The following is a 23,988-nucleotide window of genomic DNA, read 5'->3' as shown; positions in this document are numbered from 1 at the left end:
TTTTTAAACCAAGAAAAAAACTTTTGATTTGAAAATCTGAGGAATCTGCGACAGAAAAAAACTACTGTGCTATAGCAGTAGAAGTTTGTAAATTAGTGATGATTGGTGGCAAAAATTAGATTCTAAAGATTCCATCTTTAATCTAGCTTCTTTTCTTGCCACATTTAAATTTTATGATATAATTTAGTATAAAAAAGATATTTTGAGGAGACGAACAATGATGAAGGATAAAAAAAATATAAAAGCAGAGATAGAAAAAATAAGGGAAGAACTGCATAGACATAACTACCACTACTATGAAAAAAATGAAAGTTTGATCTCGGATGTAGAATATGACAATTTGTTGAAAAAATTAGAAAAATTAGAGGCAGAAAATCCTGAATACAGGACAGAGAGCTCCCCTACACTGGTGGTAGGAGGAGGGGTAAAAGACACTAAATTTACTAAAGTTACCCATAAAAAACCAATGCTGAGTCTGTCCAATACCTATAATTTAAAAGATTTAGAGGATTTTGACGGCAGGGTAAAAAGAATTTTAAATGGCAGCAGGGCAGGGGATGAAAATACCCAGGTAGATTATGCATTGGAATTAAAATTAGACGGGATTGCCGTAAGTATTCACTATGAAGACGGACGTTTAATCCAGGCTGTAACCCGTGGGGACGGAAAAGTCGGGGAGGATGTAACTGAAAATATAATGCAGATAAGATCTATTCCTAAATATCTGAAAGAAAGTGTATCTGTAGAGGTCAGGGGAGAGATTGTACTGCCTCTGGCTGAATTTGAATCATTGAATAAAAAAAGACTGGAATCAGGAGAGGAAGTCTTTGCTAATCCTAGAAATGCAGCCGGAGGAACCCTCCGTCAAAAAGATGCTGCCATTGTAGGGCAGAGAAATTTGGATGCCTATGTATACTATTTGGCGGACAGTGAAGAATTAGGATTTGAAACTCATATTGAAAGTATAAAATATTTGGAAGGACTGGGATTCAAAACTACAAAGGTCTATGATCTGTGTGAAACCATAGAAGATTTGGAAACCAGGATAAAATACTGGGAAAATGAGAGAAATAATTTAGATTATGAGACCGACGGACTGGTAATCAAGGTAAATAATCTAAGTCTGTATGAAGAGTTAGGAGCCACAACCAAAGCACCCAGGTGGGCTATCTCCTATAAATTCCCTGCTAAACAGGTGACTACAAAATTAAAGGACGTAACCTGGCAGGTGGGAAGGACAGGGAAGGTCACTCCGGTAGCGGAATTAGAAGCAGTAGAAGTATCTGGAAGTATGGTCAGACGTGCCAGTCTTCATAATTATGACGAGGTTATAAGGAAGGATATAAAAATCGGGGATACAGTATTCATTGAAAAAGCCGCTGAGATAATTCCCCAGGTTATAAAACCTGTAAAAGAGCTGAGAGACGGGACGGAGGAGGAGATAATCCCTCCTACAAACTGCCCTGTATGCAATTCCATCCTGGAAAAAGAGGAAGGGCTGGTAAATTTAAAGTGTATGAACCCCCACTGCAGAGCTAAGTTACAGGGGAAGATGGAGTATTTCATCTCCCGTGATGCCATGAATATAATCGGCGGATCAAAGATAGTGGAAAAATTTATAGAATTAGGTTTTTTAAAGGAGATAAGCGACTTCTATGAACTCCACCTGAAAAAAGATGAATTGGAAAAATTAGATAACTTAGGAAGCAAGAGTATAGAAAAATTACTGATATCCATTGAGGAAAGTAAAAAATTAGATTACTCCAAAACCCTCTATGCTCTGGGGATTCCATTTGTAGGGAAATTTTTAGGAGGTTTACTGTCTAAAGAGAGTAAAAACATAGAGAATCTGGCAAAGATGGAAGTGGAAGAACTGCTGGCTATAGACGGGGTAGGAGGGAAGGTAGCCCAGTCTGTATACGGGTATTTTAGAGATGAAGACAATATGAGAGTGTTGGAAAAATTAAAGGATGCCGGGGTTAATTTTGAGATTGAAGAGGTAGATGAAGGGTCTCATCTGGAGGAGTTTGTAGGGAAGACCTTCCTGGCTACAGGAAAACTGATCCACTTTAAGAGGCAGGAGATCAAGGATATCGTGGAAAAATTAGGGGGGACCAATATGTCCGGGGTATCTAAAAAATTAGATTATCTCATAGTGGGGGAAAAACCCGGAAGTAAGCTGAAAAAAGCTGAGGAGCTGGGCAGCGTAAAGATCCTCACAGAAGAGGAATTTTTGGAGCTGACAAAGTAGATGTTAGAAAAAAAAGGATGCATTTGCATCCTTTTTTTTAAAAAAATAGTATATTTATTTAACTTCAATCTGACCTGGACCTTGTACCTAAATCAAAAATTACAGGTTTTAATTCCTTTTCCCTGGCTTCGGTAGTGAGAATAAAAAGGATATCGCCGCTGAGTATCTTGGTGTTGCCCTTTGGAATGATATCGTAGCTTTCTCTTTTTATCTTTATTAAGAGGGAATCGTGTGGCCACTTAACCTTACTGACTTCCATCTCATCCAGCCATGAACCGCCTAAAATAGGGGAACTAAAGATGGTGGAGTTTTTAGAAAGTTCTTTTCGATGGATATCTTTATTTTTTTCTAGATTTTCGTACAGAACACTGGTGATTGGACGGATACCCATCAGTTCGGTAGTTATGTAGGAAACCATGGTAACTAAGATAAGACTGGATAAATAGTCAAAAGAACCGGTCATCTCCAAAAGGAGGATGTTCCCCGTAAGGGGTGTTCTCATAACCGCGGTAAAAAATGCAGCCATTCCCAAAACCATAAAGTACTGCTGGAGGTTTTCGTAACCATTCGAAAGATTTTCTAACCCCAAACCAAATAAATTTCCAGTTAAAGCTCCTAAAACTAAACTGGGAAGGAATAATCCCCCTGGAAATCCAGGGCCGTTACTGAGGATGGTAAATATCAGTTTTCCCAAGAGTAAGCCGGCTATGAGTTTAAATGAAAAGGTTTCATGGCCGGTTTTTAATATTAATTTATAACCTACCCCCTGTACATCTAAGATAAAGATCCCCACCGTAATAGAGACAGCGAAGATGACTAGAGATTTAAAAAGCGGGGTAAATTTTAACTGTAAATAAAATTCTTGAAATTTTAGGAGGTTGGTTGTAAAGAAGACCCCTAAAATACTGATTAAAATTGCAAATATAAATACAAAGGTAAAATTCTCAAACTGACTGAGACTATTTGGAATGATACCCTGAAAATCAAATAACCTGCCTTCTCCCAGGATGAATTGAGTGACAACCTGAGCAGAAACACTGGCCAGGGAGATACAAATTAGGAGTACAGGGGTAAGGTATTTGTGGATCTCCTCGATGGTAAAGATGATACCGGCAAGGGGGGAGCTGAAAGCTGCAGAAAGTCCGGCACTGATACCGCTGCTGATAAGAAATTTTTCATTTACATTGGAACCTTTAAAGATCTTCCTGACTCCATATGCAATCTGTGATCCCAGTTGGATAGAAGGGCCTCCCCTTCCGAGGGAGAGTCCGCTTCCAACACTTAGAACTCCCCCAATAAATTTATATATGAGTTCTTTGATCCAGTTGTACTCAAACTGCATGAGCAAAACGCCTTTTATCTGCGGGATACCGCTCCCCTTTATCATGGGATATTTTGAGATCAACCTATTGAGCAAAATTGCAATAAGGATAAAAGTTATTACGGTTATCCCGAGTAAATTAAGATCCCCTGAAGCAATCTTGGAAAAAGTATCTATTCTAAGGTTGGTCATAGAGGTAAGGGAAATACGGTAGGCAACGACCACCAATCCTGTTAACAGACCGATTAAAATACTTAACAGGTAAAGTTTCATATTTTTATTTTTAATTATTTGATCGAGATTATCGAATTTCATTTAGATTCTCCTTTTAAGTTTTAAAGATATAACATTATAACACAGGGTAAAGAGATGGATTAACAACCTTTTTTATAATTTTGTTTGAACTGTTGATTTGAGCCTGCTACCCTTTATTTTTAAAGGGTTAGGCCGTTTTTTTTTATTTGTGTTTAATTGACGGGTGATACTTTTGTATGCTATCATTAAAATTGACATAGTATAATGAAATCAAAGTTTTTTGGCTTTGAAAAATCAAAAATTGAGTGAGGTAATTACAGATGATCGGTAACTTAGTAAAGAAAATTTTTGGAACAAAAAATGACAGAGAAATAAAAAGGATTTTAGCTATTGTAGACGAGATAAACAACTTAGAACCTGAGATAAAAAAATTAGGAGATGAGGATCTAAAAGCTAAAACCATAGAATTTAGAGAGAGATTAGATAAGGGGGAAACTTTAGACGATCTCTTAGTAGAAGCCTTTGCAGTAGTGAGGGAAGGAGCTATAAGAGTCCTTGGAATGAGACACTACGATGTACAAATGATAGGTGGAGTAGTTTTACACGAAGGAAAAATAACAGAGATGAAAACAGGAGAGGGTAAAACATTAGTTGCAACTCTGTCTGTATATTTAAATGCATTAACCGGTAAGGGTGTTCATGTGGTAACGGTAAATGATTATCTGGCTACCCGTGACAGGGAATTAATGGGAAGATTATACAGTTTTTTAGGATTAACTTCAGATGTACTGTATAACAATATGCCTATGGATAAAAGAGGGGCAGCATACAGAGCTGATATTACATATGGAACAAACAGTGAATTTGGTTTTGATTATTTGAGAGATAACATGGTGTCTAGAGTGGAAAACAGGGTTCAGAGAGACCTTCATTTCTGTATTGTAGATGAGGTGGATTCAATCCTAATAGATGAGGCTAGAACTCCGTTAATCATATCAGGGGCAGCTGCAGATACTCAAAAATGGTATAAAATATTTGATGGAGTATCGAAGAAATTAGTCAGAAGTTATGAAACAGAAAAAATTAAGGATATAAAGAAGAAAAAAGAGATGGAAATTCCAGATGATGTTTGGAAAGATTATGAAGTAGATGAAAAATCAAACAATATAACTCTGACAGAAAAAGGAGTAGCTAAGATAGAAAAAGAATTAGATATTGAAAACCTGTACTCCCCTGAAAATGTAGAGCTGACTCATTATATGATGCAGGCTCTAAAAGCTAAGGAATTATTTCATAGAGATAAAGAATATTTGGTCAGAGATGGTCAAATAATTATTATCGATGAATTCACAGGAAGAGCCATGGAAGGAAGAAGATACTCGGATGGTCTGCATCAGGCTTTAGAGGCAAAAGAAGGGTTAAAGGTAGCCGGAGAAAACCAGACTTTAGCATCTATAACATTACAAAATTACTTCAGAATGTATGAGAAATTATCTGGAATGACAGGTACAGCCGAGACAGAAGCTACAGAATTTATGCATACATATAAATTAGGAGTCGTAGTAATTCCTACAAACAGGCCTATAGTGAGAATGGATAACCCGGATTTAGTATACAAAACACACAATGAGAAAACAAATGCCATAGTAGACAGAATTGAAGAACTTTATACCAAGGGGCAGCCTGCCTTAGTGGGAACAATCTCCATCGAAAGCTCCGAAATTTTATCTGAACGTCTAAAAAAGAGAAAGATACCCCATGAAGTGTTGAATGCTAAATTCCATGAGAAGGAAGCGGATATAGTAGCCCAGGCTGGTAGATATAAATCAATTACCATAGCTACAAACATGGCTGGAAGGGGAACCGATATCATGTTAGGAGGTAACCCGGAATTCCTGACTTTGGACGAAGTCGGATCGATAGATGCTCCTAATTATAATGAATTACTTGAAAAATACAAGGCTCAGTGTGCAGAAGAAAAAGTAAAGGTACTGGAAGCAGGAGGATTATTTATCCTGGGAACTGAAAGACATGAATCCAGAAGAATCGACAACCAGTTAAGAGGTAGATCGGGTAGACAGGGAGATCCGGGAGCTACAGAGTTTTATCTTTCGTTGGAAGATGAACTTATGAGATTGTTTGGATCGGAAAGAGTAGCAGCTGTAATGGATAAATTAGGGTTGCCGGAAGGGGAGCCTATTGTACATAGTATGATAAGTAAGGCCATTGAAAATGCACAGAAAAAAGTAGAAGCCAGAAACTTTGGGATCAGAAAAAACCTGTTGGAGTTTGATGATGTCAACAATAAACAGAGGGAAGCTATCTATGAAAGCAGGAATACAGCCTTGGAAAAAGATGATCTCAGTGAAACCATCTTTGGGATGTTAAATGACACCGTATCATATGAAGTAGTCGAAAAATTTGTAGGAGAATTCAAAGAAGACTGGGATATGGATGGTTTAATAGAAAGAATCGAGGAACTGTTTGACTATGTAATAGAGGATAAAGATGAGTATAAAGCTATGACTATTGAGGAATATTCTAATTCCTTATCTGAAAAAATATTAGATAAATATAAGGCAAGAGAGGAACAATTTGGTTCTGAATTGATGAGAAAGTTAGAAAAATATATATTATTTGAGATAGTGGACTCTAGATGGAGAGAACATTTAAAAACTTTAGATGCCTTGAGAGAGGGAATATACCTCAGATCATACGGTCAAAAAGACCCGCTGACAGAATATAAATTAATCTCAGGGGACCTATACGCTAAGATGTTGAAGACAATAAAGGAAGAGACAATTTCTTATTTATTCAAGGTGCAGATAAGGGTGCCTGAAGAGAAGGAAGTGGAGATAAAAGAAGCACAAAACAAAAATATAAAATATGAGGCTAATGATGATTTAGAAGGGGATTCGGATCTTGCCAAGGAATCCAGAGTTTCTGACAAAGTGGGTAGAAACGACTTGTGTCCTTGTGGATCTGGAAAGAAATACAAAAAATGTTGCGGAAGGGTGTAGACTATGAAAAAAATGAATAAAATTTTATTGGTAATAATGGTGATATTTTTAGGGGCATGCTCGTCTATGAATATAGATACAAATAAATATAAGATAACCACAGAAACGTTAAAAGAACCATATAAGGTAATGGATGAAATATTAATAAGGGAATCTATTTTATCTGACTGGTATAACAATGAAGAGCCGGTTCATTATTTGACGACCAGACAAATTATAAAAAAAGACGGTAAAGATGAAATCTTTTTAAATAGTTTAAAAACGAAAGAGATTACAGATGAAGATATTGAAAAATTTAATAAAATAACTAAAAAATATCTTAATAAGCTGGAAAGAAAGTATAAGTTAAAAGATGAAAATATCAAAGACACCAAAGAACTTGTAAAGAATTTGGTGATTGGATATAATGTTGTTTATCCTACTACTTCAAAGCATCTCATGACAGTGGTTGCCACAGAAGAAGAAAGAAATTATATCTTGGAACTAAATAAAAAATCTGAAGATGAGATGACGGATAAAGATAGAACAAAGGTAAGAAAATTATTGAATAAGTGGCTGGAAAGAAAAGAATTTTTTGACGGAGAATCAATCTATAGTGCTGAGATATCAAAGGATACGGTGAAACTTGTAGAATTATCCAAGAAGAAAGAATTAACGAGTTTAGAATTGAATAATTTAAATGCTAAGGCTATGGAAATAGCATTCCCGGAATTGATATCTAGTTTATCCAGATGGGGAAAATAAAAAGATATGGAATTAGGAGATAGAACCATCTATCTCCTAATTTAGTATTAAATTGATAATTTAAATGTTGAGGAGGAGAAGATGGATAAAAAAATATGTCCTATATGCGGGAAAGAGAATAATTGTGCCCATGAAAATAAAAGAGATTCCAATACCTGCTGGTGTATGGATGTAAAGATACCGAAAGAAGTTTTGGAAAAATTAAAAAACTCCAAAAAAGATAATACAGGTGGTTGTTTCTGCAGATCCTGTGTAGAAAAATTTATGGCAGCGAAATAGAAAAACGGTTAAAACCAATTCCAAAAAGGGAGCTAAATTAATTTAGCTCCCCATTTTTTAGTGCCAGATTTACAGCTTCCAGTTCATATAGATAACTCTTTTTATTGTGATTCTGCTTAGATGTATATTCGTTCTGGTAATTTTTTCTTCTTTTTCTTATCCTCGTACATCTGGATATCTGCAAGATTAATATATTCTTCCAAGGTATCATCTCCATAGCATTCTACCATTCCAATACTTATGCTGATCTTATATTTTTTTACATTGTTTTTACTGTATTCTTCAAATTTTTCTTGGATCTCATTAAACAATTCCCCTGCTTCCAGGATATTTAATCTGTCGAATCCCAGGATAAATTCGTCTCCTCCAAACCGCAGGAAAATATCTTCCGGCTGGAGGCTATCTTCTATAGTTTTAACAACATTTTTAATCAGTTTATCCCCTTCTTCATGGGAAAATTGATCATTTACATATTTCAGATCATTTATATCGATAAAAACGATCACCAGGCTAGCCTTATTTTTCTTAACATTTTTAAACTTTTCATCTAATTTTTCCAGCCCGATATGCCTGTTGAGTATTCCTGTCATTACATCGTAGGTGGCCAGACTATACAGTCTTTTTTTCATCCTTTCAATATCCTCTAAAAGGTTGTTTATATTTTTTCCTAAATTTCCAATTTCATCCTTTCCGCTGATTTCAAGACGTTTCCCCAAATCCTTATGTTTTATTATTTCTTTAACGGAATGTTCCATATTCCTTAATCTCTTCACTATAAATCTTTCCATGAAGATATAAATAACAAATATCAAAATGAGAAAGTTTATTAACAGCATTACTATATATTTTTTTATATTTTCCTTCCCTAAAAATAATATATTGGCATCCCTTTGATTTTCTAAGACAAGGCTTCTACCAGAAAGAGTTGGAATGTAGAACTTGTTGAGGACTGTATCTTTTTCGATTTTTATTTCATATGGATTTTTTGAATCTTCAGAAACTCCTAAGATATTAAATGGAATTCCTAATTTCTCTTCTAAAGTTTTTAATTTATTTTCATCTAAAAAATAACCCATAATTAAGTTACCCACCGGTTTTTTAGAATTGTTGCTGTCTGTTATCTCTAAGTTGGAAAAAACTAAAATCTTATTATTTTTTCTGTCTATCATGCCTGTTTTTTCATTATGAAACTGTAGCTCATCTTTTAATGCGGAGATCTCTTCTAAAGAAAGGTTTCTGTTAGAATCCTCATCATAGCTTGTCTGGTACACTATTTTTCCCCTGTCATTTAAAAAGATAACAAGATCTAAATCCAAATCTTCTAAAAGAGTATCCACCAGGTTACTATTTATATAATGTTCTCTTATTTCAGGATCCTCTGAATCTACGAATTCGTAGGTATCATCCCATTTAGACCAATCAAGATTAAGTTTTTCTAAGTTTGAATATGAACTATTAAACTCATTGTTTATCAATTTATATACAGATTTAGATATTCCAATTTCTATATGCTCATAATCTTTTTCTATTGATTTTTTCAAATTAACAAAAATCAAGATAAAGACTATCAGACTAGAAACTGTTACTATAAATAAACTTTTTGTTCTTAACATTATTTTTATCCTCCTTTTGGGTAGTTTGTTCAGCCTTATCTCTACAGTGCTTATGATAGAAAACCTCTTATCTATGAAAAAATTAAATCAGAAAAAAATAGCATGCGCGATATAATATTGTCACCACAACAATTCCCAAAGGAGATATCACGCATGTTACACCAACATATTAACATAGAATTATTAACAAGTATACAAATATTACACCTTTTAAAAAAGGGTTTTCTTTCTCTGGATAGATCAAAATATTTCCAGGATGAATAGAATGAATGGTATATAATATATAGGATGAATAAAATGAATTATCTTTTTTTATGAAGAAGGAGTAGAATATATGAATGGTAACAGGATGAATATAATGAAGATTTAAATTCATTATATCTGTAGGTTAGTTTAACACTTTGGTTATGCAAAAGGGAAAGGTGGTAAAAATGAAAAAAAGTTTAGTAGCGGATACAACATTATTATTGGTATCTATCATATGGGGGTCAGGCTTTGTAGCGACCAAAATTTTATTGGATGCAGGGATATCGCCATTTTATATGATGGGATTCAGATTTTTGATAGCAGGAGTATCTCTAGGGGTAATCTTTTTTAAGAGGATAAAGAAGATGAAAAAGGAAGATATATTGGGAGGTTTTTTAGTAGGGATCTTATTGTATCTGGCTTTTGGAGCACAGACTGTGGGACTGCAGTATACAACACCATCTAAAAATGCTTTTTTAACAGGAGTAAATGTAGTAGTGGTGCCATTTTTATATTGGGCAGTGACTCGGAAAAGACCTGATAAATATGCTTTTGCAGCAGTGGGAATTTGTTTTTTAGGAACAGCATTTCTGTCTACAGGAAATAATATGAATTTTGGTTATGGGGAATTTTTGTCCCTGGTATGTGCGTTTTTATTTGCAGGACACATAGTATCAAATGGTCATTATGTAGATAAAACAGGACCTTTTATCCTTTGTTTTTTACAGATGATCTTTGCATCGATCTTCTCCTTTATGACGGCATTCAGTGTGGAAACATTACCCTCTGTGATAACTGCTCAAACTTGGGCAGCTGTACTTTATGTGGGGCTGGTTACAACAATGCTGGCGTTTTTTCTGCAAACCTGGGCCCAGGCTCATACCACATCTACAAAGACAGCAATAATAATATCTACAGAAGCAGTTTTTGGAACTTTATTTTCAGTGGTTTTATTGGGAGAGCTGTTGACTGTCAATATGATTGTTGGAGGCTTTGCTATCTTCATAGCAATAATAACTGCAGAAACAAAGTGGAATTTTTTGAAATTTAAGAAGAAAACAGTTAAGATATAAGAAAGATAAAAGAGTAGCTTAAGCTGCTCTTTTTTATTCCTCTGCTCTATAAAAGAGGATATAGAATAAATAAAATAGGGGGCCAAGATGTTTAAATTAGTATCAAAATACACTCCTACAGGAGATCAGCCGAGTGCTATAAAAACTCTGGTAGAGGGATTAAATAATAATTATAGAGATCAGACATTATTAGGAGTAACGGGATCTGGGAAAACATTTACCATAGCCAATGTAATAGAAAAAACCAACAGGCCTGCTCTTATCATGGCTCCCAATAAAACTCTGGCAGCACAATTATATTCGGAATATAAAAAATTTTTTCCTGAGAATGCAGTGGAATACTTTGTATCTTACTACGATTATTATCAGCCAGAGGCTTATATTCCCTCTACAGACACGTTTATAGACAAAGACTCATCTATCAACGACGAGATAGACAAAATGCGTCATTCAGCTACTGCGGCCCTTCTAACCAGAAAAGATGTTATAATAGTAGCTTCTGTGTCGGCTATCTATGGTTTAGGATCCCCTGAAACATATAAAAAGATGACCTTAGCCATAGATCTTAAAAGCGGTATGAGCAGGGATGACGTTATGAAAAAATTAATATATTTAAGGTATGAAAGAAATGATGTAGCCTTTGAAAGGGGAAAATTCAGGGTCAAGGGAGATATTATAGATATCTACCCTGTTTATCAGGAAAGCGGGTACAGGCTGGAATACTGGGGAGATGAACTGGAAAGTATCTCTGAAATAAATACCCTGACAGGTCAGAGTATCAAAAGAAATATTGAGAGGATAATGATCATGCCGGCTACCCACTATCTCACAGAGGGAGACAGACTAGAGGAGATCATGGAGGAGATAAAAAGGGATCTGGATATCCAGGTGGAAAAATTTGAAAGATCAGGGAAGCTCCTGGAAGCACAGAGGATAAGGCAGAGAACTGAGTATGATCTTGAGATGATAAAAGAGATAGGCTACTGTAAGGGGATAGAAAACTATTCCAGGTATCTGTCGGGGAAAAAGGAGGGAGATAAACCTCATACACTGATGGAATATTTTCCCAGCAATTTTATTACATTTATAGATGAATCCCACATAGGATTAGCCCAAATTGGCGGGATGTATAAGGGAGACAGATCCAGAAAGACAACTTTGGTGGAAAACGGGTTTAGACTGCCGTCGGCTTTAGATAACAGACCCTTGAAATTTGAAGAGTTTAGAGAGGTAGGAGGGCAGATGGTCTTTGTTTCGGCCACCCCTGGAGACTTTGAATTAGAAAACAGTGAGGCAGTTGCAGAACAACTGGTACGGCCTACAGGGATTGTAGAACCCAAGATAATAATAAAGCCGACTAAAAACCAGGTGGATGATCTCTTGGAAGAAATCCGGATCCGGGTAGAAAAAAAACAATGTGTTTTAGTGACTACACTGACAAAAAAGATGGCAGAGGAGCTGACAGAATATTATCTTGATTTGGGAGTAAGGGTAAAATATATGCATTCCGGGGTAGATACCCTGGAAAGGATTGAGATAATTCGGGGGCTCCGAAAAAAGGAATTTGATGTATTGGTAGGAATAAATCTATTGCGGGAAGGACTGGATATTCCAGAGGTATCCCTGGTAGCTATATTAGAAGCGGATAAGGAAGGTTTTCTGAGGAGCAGGAGATCACTGATACAGACAATGGGAAGAGCTGCCAGAAATATAGAGGGAGAAGCTATCTTGTATGCAGATATCATGACAAAATCTATGATGGAAGCCATCTCGGAAACAGACAGAAGAAGGGAAAAACAGATAGAATATAATATAAATAATAATATAGATCCCAGATCCACTATAAATGAGATCTCTGAAGATCTGCTCAACCTGGATTATGGTCTAGATATGGATGAAATAAACGATGAAATAATGATATATAGCTCTAAAAAGGATATAATAGAGCAGATAGGAAGATTAAAGGTAGAGATAAGGAAATTAGCCGGAGAATTGGATTTTGAGGGAGCTATAAAAAAAAGAGATGAGATGTTAAAATTAGACAAATTATTATTGGAAATATAGGCATTAGGAGGAATGATGAAAAATATAAAAGTAGACAGATTTCTAAAAAAATATGACAAGATGCTGCCCATCTATAAGGAGATGGTAGAGGTTATACAAGAGGTCTTTCATAAGGAAATAGAAAATAGAGAATACAGACTTCAAAGTACAGATTTCAGGATAAAAACCAAGGGAAGTTTGAGTAAAAAAATCCATGATAAGGGGAGGAAATACCAGAGGTTATCCGACATCACCGATATCGTAGGAGTGAGAGTAGTTACATTTATGGAAGACCAGGTGGATATAGCAGCTGAAAAAATAAAAGATTTTTTTGTGGTGGATGAAAAAAATACCATCGATAAAAGAAAAGCATTGGATCCCAGATCTTTTGGATATCTGTCCCTGCACTATGTGGTGTCATTTCCCCCAGAAGAAAAGTATAAAAAGTTTAAAGGAATAAGATTTGAAATTCAGATAAGGAGTCTGCTGCAGCATACCTGGGCTACCATAGAACATGATTTGGGATATAAAAGCAGGATAGGAATCCCGGATGAACTGATAAGAAGTTTCTCCAGGGTGGCAAGTTTACTGGAGTTAGCAGATAAGGAATTTGTAAATATAAAACAGGACCTTATAAAATATGAGGAAAAAGTTCATGATTCCATAAAGATGGGGAAAAATATGCCCAGTGACAGCCCGTTAAATAATATAACCATCAAGTATTTCATGGAAAACAATGTTATCTTAAATAATCTTTTTAGAAAGACCTTGGCAGAACTTAACTTAAAAGAGGAGAGCAGGATGGAGGCGCCTGTAGAGATAATAAAATTATTGGATTATTTTAAATTAAAAAGAATAGGAGACCTGGAAACTATACTGCAGACTAAAAAAAGAGAAATAATTTTTGTATCCAGTAAATTAGTCCAGGAAACAGGGGAAAATACAATGGAGAAAAGGGGTATATTTTATTCCATGGCCTATGTATTGTTAGGAGGACAGCCTCTCAGTGAGAAGTTGAAATTTTTAGAGATGTTTAAGATATTAACTGATGATGAGAGAAAGAGTATGGCAGAGATGATGGAAAAATACCATCTGGAATATAAAAATAAATCCAAAAAGCCCGCTAAATATTCACTGAAGAATATTATTTTCAGGACTAAAAAGGAGGTTAAATGAAAAAGATAGATTATTATGGGGAATTTTTAGAGAGACTGGATGAATTTTTAGGAGTTAAATTACAGCTGAAAGCCCGGGGTAATTATGTGGAATTTATACCAGAGTTTAATTCTAAATTCATTAAGAAAACTCTGGAACATATAGGTGAGATTTTTGTGATTATAGATATAATCCTGGAGGAATACTATGAGGATAATAACAATGTTTACTTTACCGATCTGATAGAGGAATTTTCTCAAAAATTAATAGGACATATGGTAAAGGAAAAGCTGACAGTTACAAATGAACAGATGAATTTTATGGATGTTATAAAGGGAATCTGCAACGAAACTTATGAAGGTGAGAATTCAAATTTAAATATCTTACTCTTTAAAAATAGAAAAGTTATCCCTGAAGAATTAAAAAAGATGGGGCTGGACTTTCTTCCCTTTGATACTCCTAAAAAAATAGAGGAGATATTCAAAGAGAAATTATCCCTGAAGATGCTGAACGGGGATAATTTGGTTTTAATCATAGGCAGTGATTTCCGAGGTTATGGATTAGGAATAAACGAAGAAAAACACACGGTGTTTAAAGAGAGGCTGCTGGTAAAATTAAGGAAACAAAACAACGGGTATTTAATCTCATTCATATCGCTGTTATCTAAAAATATTTTAAACTATATTGATAAAGACAGTATAGATGCGGAACTTAAAGCCGGATTCAGGCTCAGTGAGGATAAGATAAAAAAATTAGCTGAATACTCCAATGAGAAGATGCTTTCATCCAAAGTTTTTTTTAATAGTTATAACGGAGAGAAAAGGGAGTTTTTCCCATATATCTATATGGAAATTAAAGATAAGGAATTAAAATTATACCTGCAGAATTCCATAGATAACTACCTTTCATATAGGGCAGGGAAATGGAAATTAAAATCTTTTCATATATTGAAATTTTTAATTATAGAAAAATTTTATATGGATTCTTTTGTATTTCACCTTTTTAATGATAAAATAGAGAAAAAAGATATAATTAAAAACATTATAATGAATGTAGATGTTTTAGTCGGCCTTATTAAAAACCTCCTGGAAGAAGGTAAGGGGGGACTTTTTATAATTCTAGAGAGAACTGTAAAAAACAAAGAGATGGAAAAAATATTTGTAGATGGAAACGAGGACGACAGTATATATAGGAGGACAGTTTTAAAAGATGGGAATATTACCCGGATAAAAAATCATAATTTCGAATATTTGAAACTGATATCTAAGGTAGATGGAGCTGTGACCCTGGACAGTGAATTTAATCTCCTGTCATTCGGCAGGCTGGTGAAATTAGATATGAACGGAAGCAAGGAGAAGGTAGAGGGAGCCAGGACGGCAGCAGCAATAAGCGGATCCAAATACGGCTTGGCTATAAAAGTATCTGAAGATAAAAAAATCACCCTTTGGGAAGATGGGATAAAAGTATTGGAGATCTAGTAAATTGCATAACAGTTTAAATCAGAAACTGATAAGTATAATTTATAAAGTGAAAGTCACAGAGTTACACAGAGAAACAGTAAAAAGATACGCAGAGAAAAACTCTGTGAACCTCTAATTTATAACTCTGTAAATCTCTGTGTTCTAAAAAATTATAAACATCAGATTTTTATATCTGTGTAATCTGTGTCAGAAAAAATTTAGAGTTTAGTCTTTAAAAAAAAATGTTTTATGATTGAAAAAAAGAGAGGGTTGAAATATATGAAGGACAGGATATTTACAGTAACTCAAATGAATAAGATGGTAAAGGAATATTTAGAGGGGAACGATAATTTTAATAATTTTTTTCTTAAGGGGGAGATCTCGGGGATAAATTATTATAAGAGCGGTCATCTGTATTTCACCCTGAAAGACAGCAGGGCCAGTGTAAAATGCGTGTCTTTTGGGTATAAATTAAAAAAAATACCAGAGGATTTAAAAGAGGGAGATAAGGTAAAACTTTTTGGGAGGGTGACCCTCTATGAAGCCAGTGGAAATTATCAAATATTGGTAGCCCATGTGGAGAAAGAGGGAAGTCTGGGAAAACTCTTTGAGGAGCTGGAAAGAACCAAAAGAGAGCTGGCTGAAGGCGGTTATTTTGATAGAAAATATAAACTGCCTATCCCAAAACTGCCTCAAAATATAGGAATAGTAACCTCGGGAACAGGGGCTGCAGTAAAAGATATAATAAAGACAGCCAAACTCAGATATGAAAATATAAATATCTATGTCTATCCCGCCAAGGTTCAGGGGATAGGATCTGAAAAAGAGATCATAAAGGGGATAAAAACCCTGGATAAGATGGAGGAAATAGACCTGATCATAGCAGGACGGGGTGGTGGAAGTGTAGAAGACCTTTGGTCATTCAATAAAAAAGAGGTGGCCCTGGCATACTTTAACACTAAAACTCCCATTGTTTCAGCTGTAGGCCATGAAATAGATAATCTTTTGACAGATCTGACAGCAGACCTCCGGGCTTCCACACCTACCCATGCAGCGGAATTAGTCGTTCCAAAAAAAGACCTATTGATCCAAACCTTGGAGGACAGGAGGAAGAAACTAAATAATAACCTCCTGGCCAACCTCAGGGATAAGAAGGAAAAATTAGAAACTTTGAGAAGGAGTTATATCTTGAGAAGTTACCTGGAGACTGTTGTAGATAAGAATAATCTTTTGATGGACAGGGAAGACAGGTTAAAAAAAGTTATCTCCAGCAATTTAACCCGAAAAAAACACCTTTTAGAAGTGAGGATGGAAAAACTGAGATCATTGAATCCAGAGGGGATATTGAAGAGGGGATATACCATAACTAAAGCAGGAAATAAGGTTATAAAGAGTGTAGGAGAGTTGGAAAAAGACGAAAAAATAGAGATTATCTACCACGACGGCAGGGTAATCAGTAGAGTAGAGGAGATAAATAGATGAAAAAATTATTGATAATATTATTTGTTGGGATAGTCTCAATGGGATATGCAGATGCTCAAGATGATTTTATAACAACAGATGACAGTTTTGCGGCCTATGAAAGGTATATGGACGCAGGGGAGAACTCTTATTTGGAGGAGAATTACGATGACTCATTGGGTTTTTATCTCAGTGCCTTTAAGGTGAAAAAAGATGATGTAGAATCTCTTTGGGGAATAGCCGGATCATATGAGGGCCTGAACCAGACAGATAAAGCCTTGGGAGTATATAGAAAGATCTTAAAATTAGATCCTGAAGATACTAAAGCTCTGCAAAAAAAACTGACCTTAGATAAAAAAAATGTTTCCAAGTGGGGATATGATAAAAAAGAGGAATATTTTGAGGAGTTTGAAACCTACCTGAAGAAAACTAATTATACAAACAGCGAGGATATCTATACCCTGGGAAGTATATATATGAATGATAAATCTTTTGAAAGAGCTTATACTGTATTTAAAATGGATGAAAGTGGGGATTATAGAAATTATTTCGGTGCAGGTGCAACTGCCAGATTTTTAGGGAAATATGATGCCGCTATCATGTTTTATAATGAGCTTTTATCTGCAAAACCAGACTTTTACAGAGGATATCTCGGATTGGGAATCTCCTACCAGATGAAAGGAAACTACGGCAAGGCCATAGAAAATATGGAGAAATATCTCATATACCAGGAGGATGAAAATGTCTATATAGCCATGGCAAATATCTATATGGCAGAGGATAAATACAGCAGTGCCAAGGATATTTTGGAAAAGGCGCAGACTAAATTCCCTGATTCTAAGAAGATAAGAGAAAATTTAGGAGACATCTACAGTAAGTTAGGAAGAAACTAGTCACGATGGTTTTTTTAGGAACAGAGAAAAAACAATTGATAATTGAAAATGAAAAGAATTGTTTTGACTTTATAAATTCGTGTAATTTGTGACTTTAAAAAAAGATCTGTGTAAATTTAAGTTTAAAAATCCGTGTAATCTGTGTCAAAAAAAGATTTTGATTTTAGATTTACTTAGAATTGTCATGGAGGTGAGAATTTTGGATTCTTGGTATAAATTGAGAGTAGCGGGGGTAAGAGACAGTGTAATAATTAAACTGATGAATTTATGTGAAGAATTTGAAGAAATCTTCCTCCATGACAGGGTGTTTTACAGTGAAATTATGAGGTTTAAAGATGAAGATATCAGCAAAGTTTTGAATTCTTATAAAATTAACCTTGATTTTTATAGGGAAAAAATGCTAGATTTAAATATTGAAACAATTTCTATAAAGGAGAGAGAGTATCCGTTATATTTAAAAAATATATCCCATCCACCGGTATTTCTATATATGAAGGGGAGGATGGCCTTTTATGAAAAAAACATAGGAGTGGTGGGAACACGGAAGATGACTAGTTACGGGGAGTCTGCATGTAAGGGATTAGTGGGAGATTTAGTAGGAGCAGGAGTTACTATAACCAGTGGTTTGGCCACTGGAATAGATGTAACCGCTCATAAGAGAGCCTTAACCCTGGGTGGAAACACCATAGCTGTGGTAGGAAGCGGATTGGATGTGATCTACCCTCCGGAAAATAAATATGAATGGGAAAGAATATCCAAGGAAGGGACACTGATAAGTGAATACCCGTTGGGTACTCCTCCAGACAGGTATAATTTTCCCAGAAGAAACAGGATAATAGTCGGCCTGACCAGGGGAGTGACAGTGATAGAAAGTTATAAAAAAGGCGGCAGTCTCATAACTGCTAAACTGGCTTTTGAGGAAGGAAGGGATGTGTTTGTTATCCCGGGATTCCCAAACTACCCGTCCTTTGAGGGAAACAATAATCTCATAAAAGACTCCTATGGCAAGCTGATTACCAGCGGGAAAGATATACTGGAGGAATATGGCTGGGATGGAGAAAATAAAATCAATATCGGTATAGACATAGATGCAGAAGAGGAAATGATTTACAGCGCACTGGTTGTAGAAAAAAGTTTGGATGAGCTGATAAGTGAGACTAAGGTTCCCATAGGTAAACTTTTGGGATTGTTGACAAACTTAGAATTAAAAAAACTTGTGAGAGCTGTTGCAGGTGGTAAATATAGAAGAGTATGAAAAAGACAAAATATTGGAGTGATAGAAGTGGCTAAAAAAAATCTAGTTATAGTAGAGTCGCCGGCAAAGGCAAACACTATAAAGAAAATATTAGGACGTAACTACGAGGTTACAGCCTCATATGGACATATAAGAGACCTTCCCAAGACAAAGATGGGAATAGACATAGAAAATGATTTTACACCCTCTTATTCCACAATAAAGGGTAAGGGTGAAATAACCAAAAACTTGAGAGCATTGGCAAAGAAATCCGATAAAATATATCTGGCAGCCGATCCGGACAGGGAAGGGGAAGCTATAGCCTGGCATATAGCTCATATATTAAAATTAGATCCAAAGGAAAAAAACAGGATAGAATTTAACGAGATAACTAAAAATGCAATAAGAGAAGCAGTAAAAAATCCCAGAACCATAGATCAAGACAGGGTAGATGCACAACAGGCAAGGAGATTACTCGATAGAATAGTAGGATATTCTATCAGTCCGTATTTATGGCAGTTAATTTCTTCTAATACCAGTGCAGGAAGGGTCCAGTCGGTATCATTGAAATTAATCTGTGACTTAGAAGATGAGATAAAGGCATTTATTCCCCAAAAATATTGGGAAGTAAGCGGGAACTTCAGTGACAATATAGACCTAAATCTCTATAAATCAGGGGACGACAGGGGAATAAAGATGTGGGATGAGGAAAAAATGGAGGAGTTAAAGAGATCTCTGGAAATACTTCCGACTTTTGAAGTGACCAGTACCGAGATAACCAAAAAGACTAAGAAACCTCCGTTGCCCTTAAAAACAAGTACATTACAGCAATTGGCCTCATCATACTTAGGATTTTCAGCTTCTAAAACCATGAGAGTAGCCCAGAGTTTATATGAGGGATTGAAGATAGACGGAACTCAGAAAGGTCTGATTACCTATATGAGAACTGACTCTACCAGGATATCCGAGGAAGCCCAGGGGCAGGCCAAGGAATTTATTTTAGATAAATATGGGGAAAAATATATAGGGAAGGAAAAAAAGAAAAAAACAGATGATAAAAAGAAGATCCAGGATGCCCATGAGGCAGTGAGACCTACCTATATAGATCTGGAACCGGATAATATCGAAGAATACCTGAATTCTGATCAATTCAGATTGTATAAGTTAATTTGGGAAAGGTTTATAATCTCCCAGCTGGCTCCCATGGAATATGACCAATTTACCCTGATAAGTAAATATGATAAATATCAATTCAGAGGGATAGTAAACAGGGTAACCTTTGACGGATACTATAAGGTATTCAAAGAGGAAGATGAGATAAAAACAGCTGATTTCCCTGTGATTAAAGAGGGAGACAAGTTAAAGCTGGAAAAATTAAATATAAAGGCAGATGAGACGAAACCTCCTAAAAGATTTACCGAATCTTCACTGGTGAGAAAGTTGGAAGCTGACGGGATTGGAAGACCGTCTACCTATGCATCCATCATAGAAACCTTAAAGAAAAGGGAATATGTGGAGTTCATGGGTAAATCATTTGTGCCTACTAAGTTAGGTTATGATGTGGAAAAGATATTAAATAAATATTTCCCAAGAATATTGGGAGTAGAATTTACATCCAGCATGGAAGATGCCCTGGATTCCATCGAAGAAGGAGAAGTAAAGTGGACCAGTGTTTTGGAGGAATTTTATACAGACTTTAAAAAAGCTTTGGATAACTTTGATAAAGAGGTGGAAAAGATCACCAACAGAAGGATTGAATCCGATGTGCCCTGTCCGGTGGACGGCTGTACAGGGAAGATGCTCTTAAAAACCGGTAGATTTGGTAAGTACTTAGAGTGTGAACACTTTGAAACCTGCAGTGGAAGGATCCCGCTAAAAACAGTGGAGATCGATGAGCAGGAGCTGGAAGACGGTCATATCTTTATCAATGAGACGGTACAGAAGAGAGAGAGGATAAAAAGAGGGATACCTACAGATATAGTGATCAAAGGTGTGAGATATAACCTTAAAAAAGGTAGATTCGGTGAATATCTAGAGAGTGAAAACTATGAAACCGATAACAAAAGACTGCCATTGTCCAGTGCTGTCATAGGTGTTCTGAGAGACGGGAGTATAGAGATAGATGTAGAGATGATCGCTCTGAAGGAAAAATTGTTAGAAATGAACGAATATTTTGAAGAAAAAGATACCGATATGAAAACAGAAGACGGATCTATGATGACCTTAAAAAAGGGAAGGTATGGAGAATATTTAGAGAGTGAAAACTTTGCTGTTGATGGGATCAGAATTCCCCTGCCGGCCAGTATAAAAAAGATGGTGAAGGAAGGGCAGTTAGAGGAAAAAGACGGAGTTATAATAATTAAATATCTTTTAGATGAGATAAAAGCTGTGGAAGATAAACTCATAGCAGAAGCCGGGGTCTGTGAAAAATGCGGCAGCAAGTTTGAGATAAAGGCAAGCAGAAGGGGGAAATTCCTGGCTTGCAGTAACTATCCGACCTGTAAAAACACAAGAAAGATCTTGAAAGATAAGGAAACAGGGGAACTCTCAGTAGCTCCTCCTGCAAAGAAAAAAGCTCCAGCCAAGAAAACAGCAACTAAGAAGAAGGCAGCAGCTAAAAAAGAAGAAAAGTAAAATAACTAGAAAACCTCCTACTTATAAAAAGCAGGAGGTTTTTTCTTCACAGGATTTTCATATTTTGGGAGTAGAGTTAAGTAGAGGCAAGGCAATTGATAATTGATAAATTATAATTGAAAATAAAAAGTGATTTAAATTTATGTAGGGGTAATTCATGAATTTCCCTTACTATAGGAGGTTGGGGAAGATGAAAAGCAAATTTATAGGAATCCTAATGATGTTGGTGTTGAGTAGTTTAACATTTGGAAGTTACGGGCACCTAGGAGCAGAAAAAGATAGAGATATGACGGTTCAGGAAATGATCAAATATGCAATAGAGGATGAAATTTTTGCAAAAACAGAATATGAGAAGATAATGAAAACTTTTAATATCGACAGACCATTTTCAAATATTAAAAGAGCTGAGGAAACTCATATAGAATTATTACAGCCCCTTATTGAAAAATATAATGTCAGTTATGACAAATTGGATGAAAAAAGTCTTGTAATTCCAAAAACTTTAAAAGAAACTTTTGAAATAGGAGTGCAGGCAGAGATAGACAATATAGCCATGTATGAGAAGTTCCTAAAAGATGAAAAATTGCCTGCTGATGTGAGGGAAGTATTTACCCATCTCAGAGACGGGTCGAAAAATCATCTGAGAGCATTTGAAAGACAGTTGAGGAAGTACTAACTCTTTCCTTGTTATGGAGATTCCACGATTATTAAAATTAAGTGTAATGAAAACTTAATTTTAAATGTGGACTGATTGACGAGTACGAAATTTTCTTCTAATTATAAGAAAATTACGATGTCAAAAGGAAAACTATCGCTAGAATTTAGTGCGTTAAAAAGCTTATGCTTCCGTCGGAAGGTATAGGCTTTTTTTAATAAATATGAAATGAATAATGTTTTTAAAAGGAAATTTAATAGAGTTAAATAATAACATTATTATATATTATTTTATTTGACAGCGAATAAGGGAGGTTTAATATGGTTCGGTTTATAAATTTTCATGGAGAAATAAAAAGTTTTTATGGGGAACATTATCATACTTTTGAAGAAATAGAAGTAGTGGGCTTAGAGGAAAAAGTATACATGTTAAAAGTTGGAGAAATAATTCATTATATTAGGAAAGAAGTTTATGAAAAATTACAAAGGATACAGGCTTTTAAAGAAAGTGAGGGAGAATCATGTGAACATTGATGGCTTCCTTAAAATTTATAAATAATTGTTATACCTCGGTTTCCTTTACGAAGGGAAACCATAAAAAGGAAGAGTGTAAAAAAAAAAGAGATGTATTTCCACAACAGTGGAAATATATCTCTTTTGAAATAACCTTATCTCTTTGAGAATTGAGGTGATTTTCTTGCTTTTTTCTTTCCGAATTTCTTTCTTTCAACCATTCTTGAGTCTCTAGTTAAGAATCCAGCTTCTCTTAAAGCACCTTTTAAAGTTTCATCAGCCATTAATAATGCTCTAGCAACACCATGTCTGATAGCTCCTGCTTGACCAGTAGTTCCTCCACCATTTACGTTTACTTTAACTCCAAATTTCTCAGCAGTTTCAGTTAAAACTAAAGGTTGGTTTACGATATCTCCTAAGATTCCTCTTCCGAAATATTCGCTCATTTCTTTTCCATTTATAGTAACACCTGTTTCACCAGGCACTAAGATTACTCTTGCTACTGAAGTTTTTCTTCTTCCAGTTCCTCTAAATTGTACAGCCATTTTAAATTTACCTCCTATTTATATTATAATGATTTAGTTTCAGGGTTTTGAGCAGCATGCTCATGTTCAGATCCAACAAATATTCTTAATCTAGTTAATTGTTGTGCACCTAATCTGTTCTTAGGTAACATTCTCTTAACAGCTAAAAATAAAGCTTCTGCAGGGTTCTTCGCTAAAACTTCTTCTAATCTTCTCTCTCTTAATCCACCTGGGAATCCTGAGTGATTATAATACATTTTGTCAGTTAATTTTTTTCCTGTAACTGCGATTTTTTCCATGTTAGTGATTACTACGTAATCTCCACCATCGATATGAGGAGTGTAAGTTACCTTATCTTTTCCCATTAATTTTTTTGCGATTTCAGCAGCTAGTCTACCTAATACTACACCATCAGCGTCATAATGTAACCATTCTCTAACTACATCTTCTTTTCTTAACATAAAACTATATTTATTTTTCACGTTTTGTTCCTCCTTGAAATAAATGTTATAAAATACTATTTATAACGGCTCCTCGTGGGAAAGGGCTTTATCTTAGCTATTATATAACAGTTAGCTCATTGTGTCAATGATTTTTTGTTGACAAATGGTATTA

General features: G+C 35.3%; 18 protein-coding genes. 14 read left to right on the top strand and 4 right to left on the bottom strand.

Annotated features, from left to right (window positions below; translation table 11 throughout):
- Positions 1–217: 217 nt before the first annotated feature.
- Entirely contained in the window at positions 218–2,251 is a 2,034-nt protein-coding gene (gene ligA / locus DYH56_RS08180) for an NAD-dependent DNA ligase LigA (protein ID WP_369928337.1), read from the top strand.
- A gap of 64 nt (positions 2,252–2,315) precedes the next feature.
- Here the strand turns inward: ligA and DYH56_RS08175 are convergent, their stop codons facing one another.
- Positions 2,316–3,887 (bottom strand): ClC family H(+)/Cl(-) exchange transporter, encoded by a 1,572-nt coding sequence (locus DYH56_RS08175; RefSeq protein WP_114642356.1) that lies wholly within the window; start codon positions 3,885–3,887, stop codon positions 2,316–2,318.
- A 260-nt stretch (positions 3,888–4,147) separates the two neighbouring features.
- Between DYH56_RS08175 and secA the strand changes: the two genes are divergently transcribed.
- From secA to DYH56_RS08160, 3 genes are all read left to right on the top strand, one after another.
- Positions 4,148–6,847, top strand: coding sequence for a preprotein translocase subunit SecA (gene secA / locus DYH56_RS08170; protein WP_114642355.1), 2,700 nt, complete (start codon positions 4,148–4,150; stop codon positions 6,845–6,847).
- Positions 6,848–6,850: 3 nt separating this feature from the next.
- Positions 6,851–7,591 carry a hypothetical protein gene (locus DYH56_RS08165; RefSeq protein WP_114642354.1) on the top strand — a complete coding sequence of 247 codons (741 nt, stop codon included), beginning with the start codon at positions 6,851–6,853 and terminating at the stop codon, positions 7,589–7,591.
- An 81-nt stretch (positions 7,592–7,672) separates the two neighbouring features.
- Positions 7,673–7,870 carry a cysteine-rich CWC family protein gene (locus DYH56_RS08160; protein ID WP_114642353.1) on the top strand — a complete coding sequence of 66 codons (198 nt, stop codon included), beginning with the start codon at positions 7,673–7,675 and terminating at the stop codon, positions 7,868–7,870.
- Positions 7,871–7,986: 116 nt separating this feature from the next.
- Here the strand turns inward: DYH56_RS08160 and DYH56_RS08155 are convergent, their stop codons facing one another.
- Positions 7,987–9,483, bottom strand: a complete 1,497-nt coding sequence (locus tag DYH56_RS08155; protein WP_114642352.1) for a sensor domain-containing diguanylate cyclase — start codon at positions 9,481–9,483, stop codon at positions 7,987–7,989.
- Positions 9,484–9,914: 431 nt separating this feature from the next.
- Between DYH56_RS08155 and DYH56_RS08150 the strand changes: the two genes are divergently transcribed.
- From DYH56_RS08150 to DYH56_RS08100, 10 genes are all read left to right on the top strand, one after another.
- A complete protein-coding gene (locus tag DYH56_RS08150; RefSeq protein ID WP_114642351.1) occupies positions 9,915–10,802 on the top strand; it encodes a DMT family transporter in 888 nt (295 codons plus the stop codon).
- A gap of 87 nt (positions 10,803–10,889) precedes the next feature.
- Entirely contained in the window at positions 10,890–12,866 is a 1,977-nt protein-coding gene (gene uvrB, locus DYH56_RS08145) for an excinuclease ABC subunit UvrB (RefSeq protein ID WP_114642350.1), read from the top strand.
- Positions 12,867–12,881: 15 nt separating this feature from the next.
- Complete coding sequence (locus tag DYH56_RS08140) at positions 12,882–14,021, top strand: GTP pyrophosphokinase (protein WP_158539098.1); 1,140 nt, start codon at positions 12,882–12,884, stop codon at positions 14,019–14,021.
- Positions 14,018–15,478: a diadenylate cyclase gene (locus DYH56_RS08135; RefSeq protein ID WP_114642348.1), complete on the top strand. Its 1,461-nt coding sequence runs from the start codon at positions 14,018–14,020 to the stop codon at positions 15,476–15,478. Before DYH56_RS08140 ends, DYH56_RS08135 begins: the two co-directional genes overlap by 4 nt.
- Positions 15,479–15,709: 231 nt before the next feature.
- Positions 15,710–16,942: an exodeoxyribonuclease VII large subunit gene (gene xseA / locus DYH56_RS08130; RefSeq protein ID WP_233500013.1), complete on the top strand. Its 1,233-nt coding sequence runs from the start codon at positions 15,710–15,712 to the stop codon at positions 16,940–16,942.
- Positions 16,939–17,814: a tetratricopeptide repeat protein gene (locus DYH56_RS08125; RefSeq protein WP_114642346.1), complete on the top strand. Its 876-nt coding sequence runs from the start codon at positions 16,939–16,941 to the stop codon at positions 17,812–17,814. Before xseA ends, DYH56_RS08125 begins: the two co-directional genes overlap by 4 nt.
- A 199-nt stretch (positions 17,815–18,013) precedes the next feature.
- The gene (dprA, locus tag DYH56_RS08120; protein ID WP_233500012.1) at positions 18,014–19,069 is read left to right on the top strand and encodes a DNA-processing protein DprA; all 1,056 of its coding nucleotides are present in this window, start codon (positions 18,014–18,016) and stop codon (positions 19,067–19,069) included.
- A 27-nt stretch (positions 19,070–19,096) separates the two neighbouring features.
- Positions 19,097–21,682, top strand: a complete 2,586-nt coding sequence (gene topA / locus DYH56_RS08115) for a type I DNA topoisomerase (RefSeq protein ID WP_199532996.1) — start codon at positions 19,097–19,099, stop codon at positions 21,680–21,682.
- Between the two features lie 190 nt (positions 21,683–21,872).
- On the top strand, positions 21,873–22,358 hold the full coding sequence (locus DYH56_RS08105) for a ferritin-like domain-containing protein (RefSeq protein WP_158539097.1): 486 nt from the start codon (positions 21,873–21,875) through the stop codon (positions 22,356–22,358).
- Between the two features lie 299 nt (positions 22,359–22,657).
- On the top strand, positions 22,658–22,870 hold the full coding sequence (locus DYH56_RS08100; protein WP_114642344.1) for a hypothetical protein: 213 nt from the start codon (positions 22,658–22,660) through the stop codon (positions 22,868–22,870).
- A 134-nt stretch (positions 22,871–23,004) separates the two neighbouring features.
- Here the strand turns inward: DYH56_RS08100 and rpsI are convergent, their stop codons facing one another.
- Positions 23,005–23,394 carry a 30S ribosomal protein S9 gene (rpsI, locus tag DYH56_RS08095; RefSeq protein ID WP_114642343.1) on the bottom strand — a complete coding sequence of 130 codons (390 nt, stop codon included), beginning with the start codon at positions 23,392–23,394 and terminating at the stop codon, positions 23,005–23,007.
- 23 nt (positions 23,395–23,417) lie between these two features.
- Positions 23,418–23,834, bottom strand: coding sequence for a 50S ribosomal protein L13 (gene rplM / locus DYH56_RS08090; protein WP_114642383.1), 417 nt, complete (start codon positions 23,832–23,834; stop codon positions 23,418–23,420).
- Between the last annotated feature and the right edge of the window lie 154 nt (positions 23,835–23,988).

It is taken from the genome of Psychrilyobacter piezotolerans (genome assembly GCF_003391055.1).
Taxonomy (GTDB): domain Bacteria; phylum Fusobacteriota; class Fusobacteriia; order Fusobacteriales; family Fusobacteriaceae; genus Psychrilyobacter; species Psychrilyobacter piezotolerans.
Note: the sequence above shows the minus strand (reverse complement) of the source record. Positions and strands in the feature narration are given on the sequence as shown.

What these genes read in the sequence shown, in the direction of transcription:
- ligA (WP_369928337.1), top strand. Translation starts at nt 218, where the DNA reads ATGATGAAGGATAAAAAAAATATAAAAGCAGAGATAGAAAAAATAAGG.
- DYH56_RS08175 (WP_114642356.1), bottom strand. Translation starts at nt 3,887, where the DNA reads ATGAAATTCGATAATCTCGATCAAATAATTAAAAATAAAAATATGAAA.
- secA (WP_114642355.1), top strand. Translation starts at nt 4,148, where the DNA reads ATGATCGGTAACTTAGTAAAGAAAATTTTTGGAACAAAAAATGACAGA.
- DYH56_RS08165 (WP_114642354.1), top strand. Translation starts at nt 6,851, where the DNA reads ATGAAAAAAATGAATAAAATTTTATTGGTAATAATGGTGATATTTTTA.
- DYH56_RS08160 (WP_114642353.1), top strand. Translation starts at nt 7,673, where the DNA reads ATGGATAAAAAAATATGTCCTATATGCGGGAAAGAGAATAATTGTGCC.
- DYH56_RS08155 (WP_114642352.1), bottom strand. Translation starts at nt 9,483, where the DNA reads ATGTTAAGAACAAAAAGTTTATTTATAGTAACAGTTTCTAGTCTGATA.
- DYH56_RS08150 (WP_114642351.1), top strand. Translation starts at nt 9,915, where the DNA reads ATGAAAAAAAGTTTAGTAGCGGATACAACATTATTATTGGTATCTATC.
- uvrB (WP_114642350.1), top strand. Translation starts at nt 10,890, where the DNA reads ATGTTTAAATTAGTATCAAAATACACTCCTACAGGAGATCAGCCGAGT.
- DYH56_RS08140 (WP_158539098.1), top strand. Translation starts at nt 12,882, where the DNA reads ATGAAAAATATAAAAGTAGACAGATTTCTAAAAAAATATGACAAGATG.
- DYH56_RS08135 (WP_114642348.1), top strand. Translation starts at nt 14,018, where the DNA reads ATGAAAAAGATAGATTATTATGGGGAATTTTTAGAGAGACTGGATGAA.
- xseA (WP_233500013.1), top strand. Translation starts at nt 15,710, where the DNA reads ATGATTGAAAAAAAGAGAGGGTTGAAATATATGAAGGACAGGATATTT.
- DYH56_RS08125 (WP_114642346.1), top strand. Translation starts at nt 16,939, where the DNA reads ATGAAAAAATTATTGATAATATTATTTGTTGGGATAGTCTCAATGGGA.
- DYH56_RS08105 (WP_158539097.1), top strand. Translation starts at nt 21,873, where the DNA reads ATGAAAAGCAAATTTATAGGAATCCTAATGATGTTGGTGTTGAGTAGT.
- DYH56_RS08100 (WP_114642344.1), top strand. Translation starts at nt 22,658, where the DNA reads ATGGTTCGGTTTATAAATTTTCATGGAGAAATAAAAAGTTTTTATGGG.
- rpsI (WP_114642343.1), bottom strand. Translation starts at nt 23,394, where the DNA reads ATGGCTGTACAATTTAGAGGAACTGGAAGAAGAAAAACTTCAGTAGCA.
- rplM (WP_114642383.1), bottom strand. Translation starts at nt 23,834, where the DNA reads ATGTTAAGAAAAGAAGATGTAGTTAGAGAATGGTTACATTATGACGCT.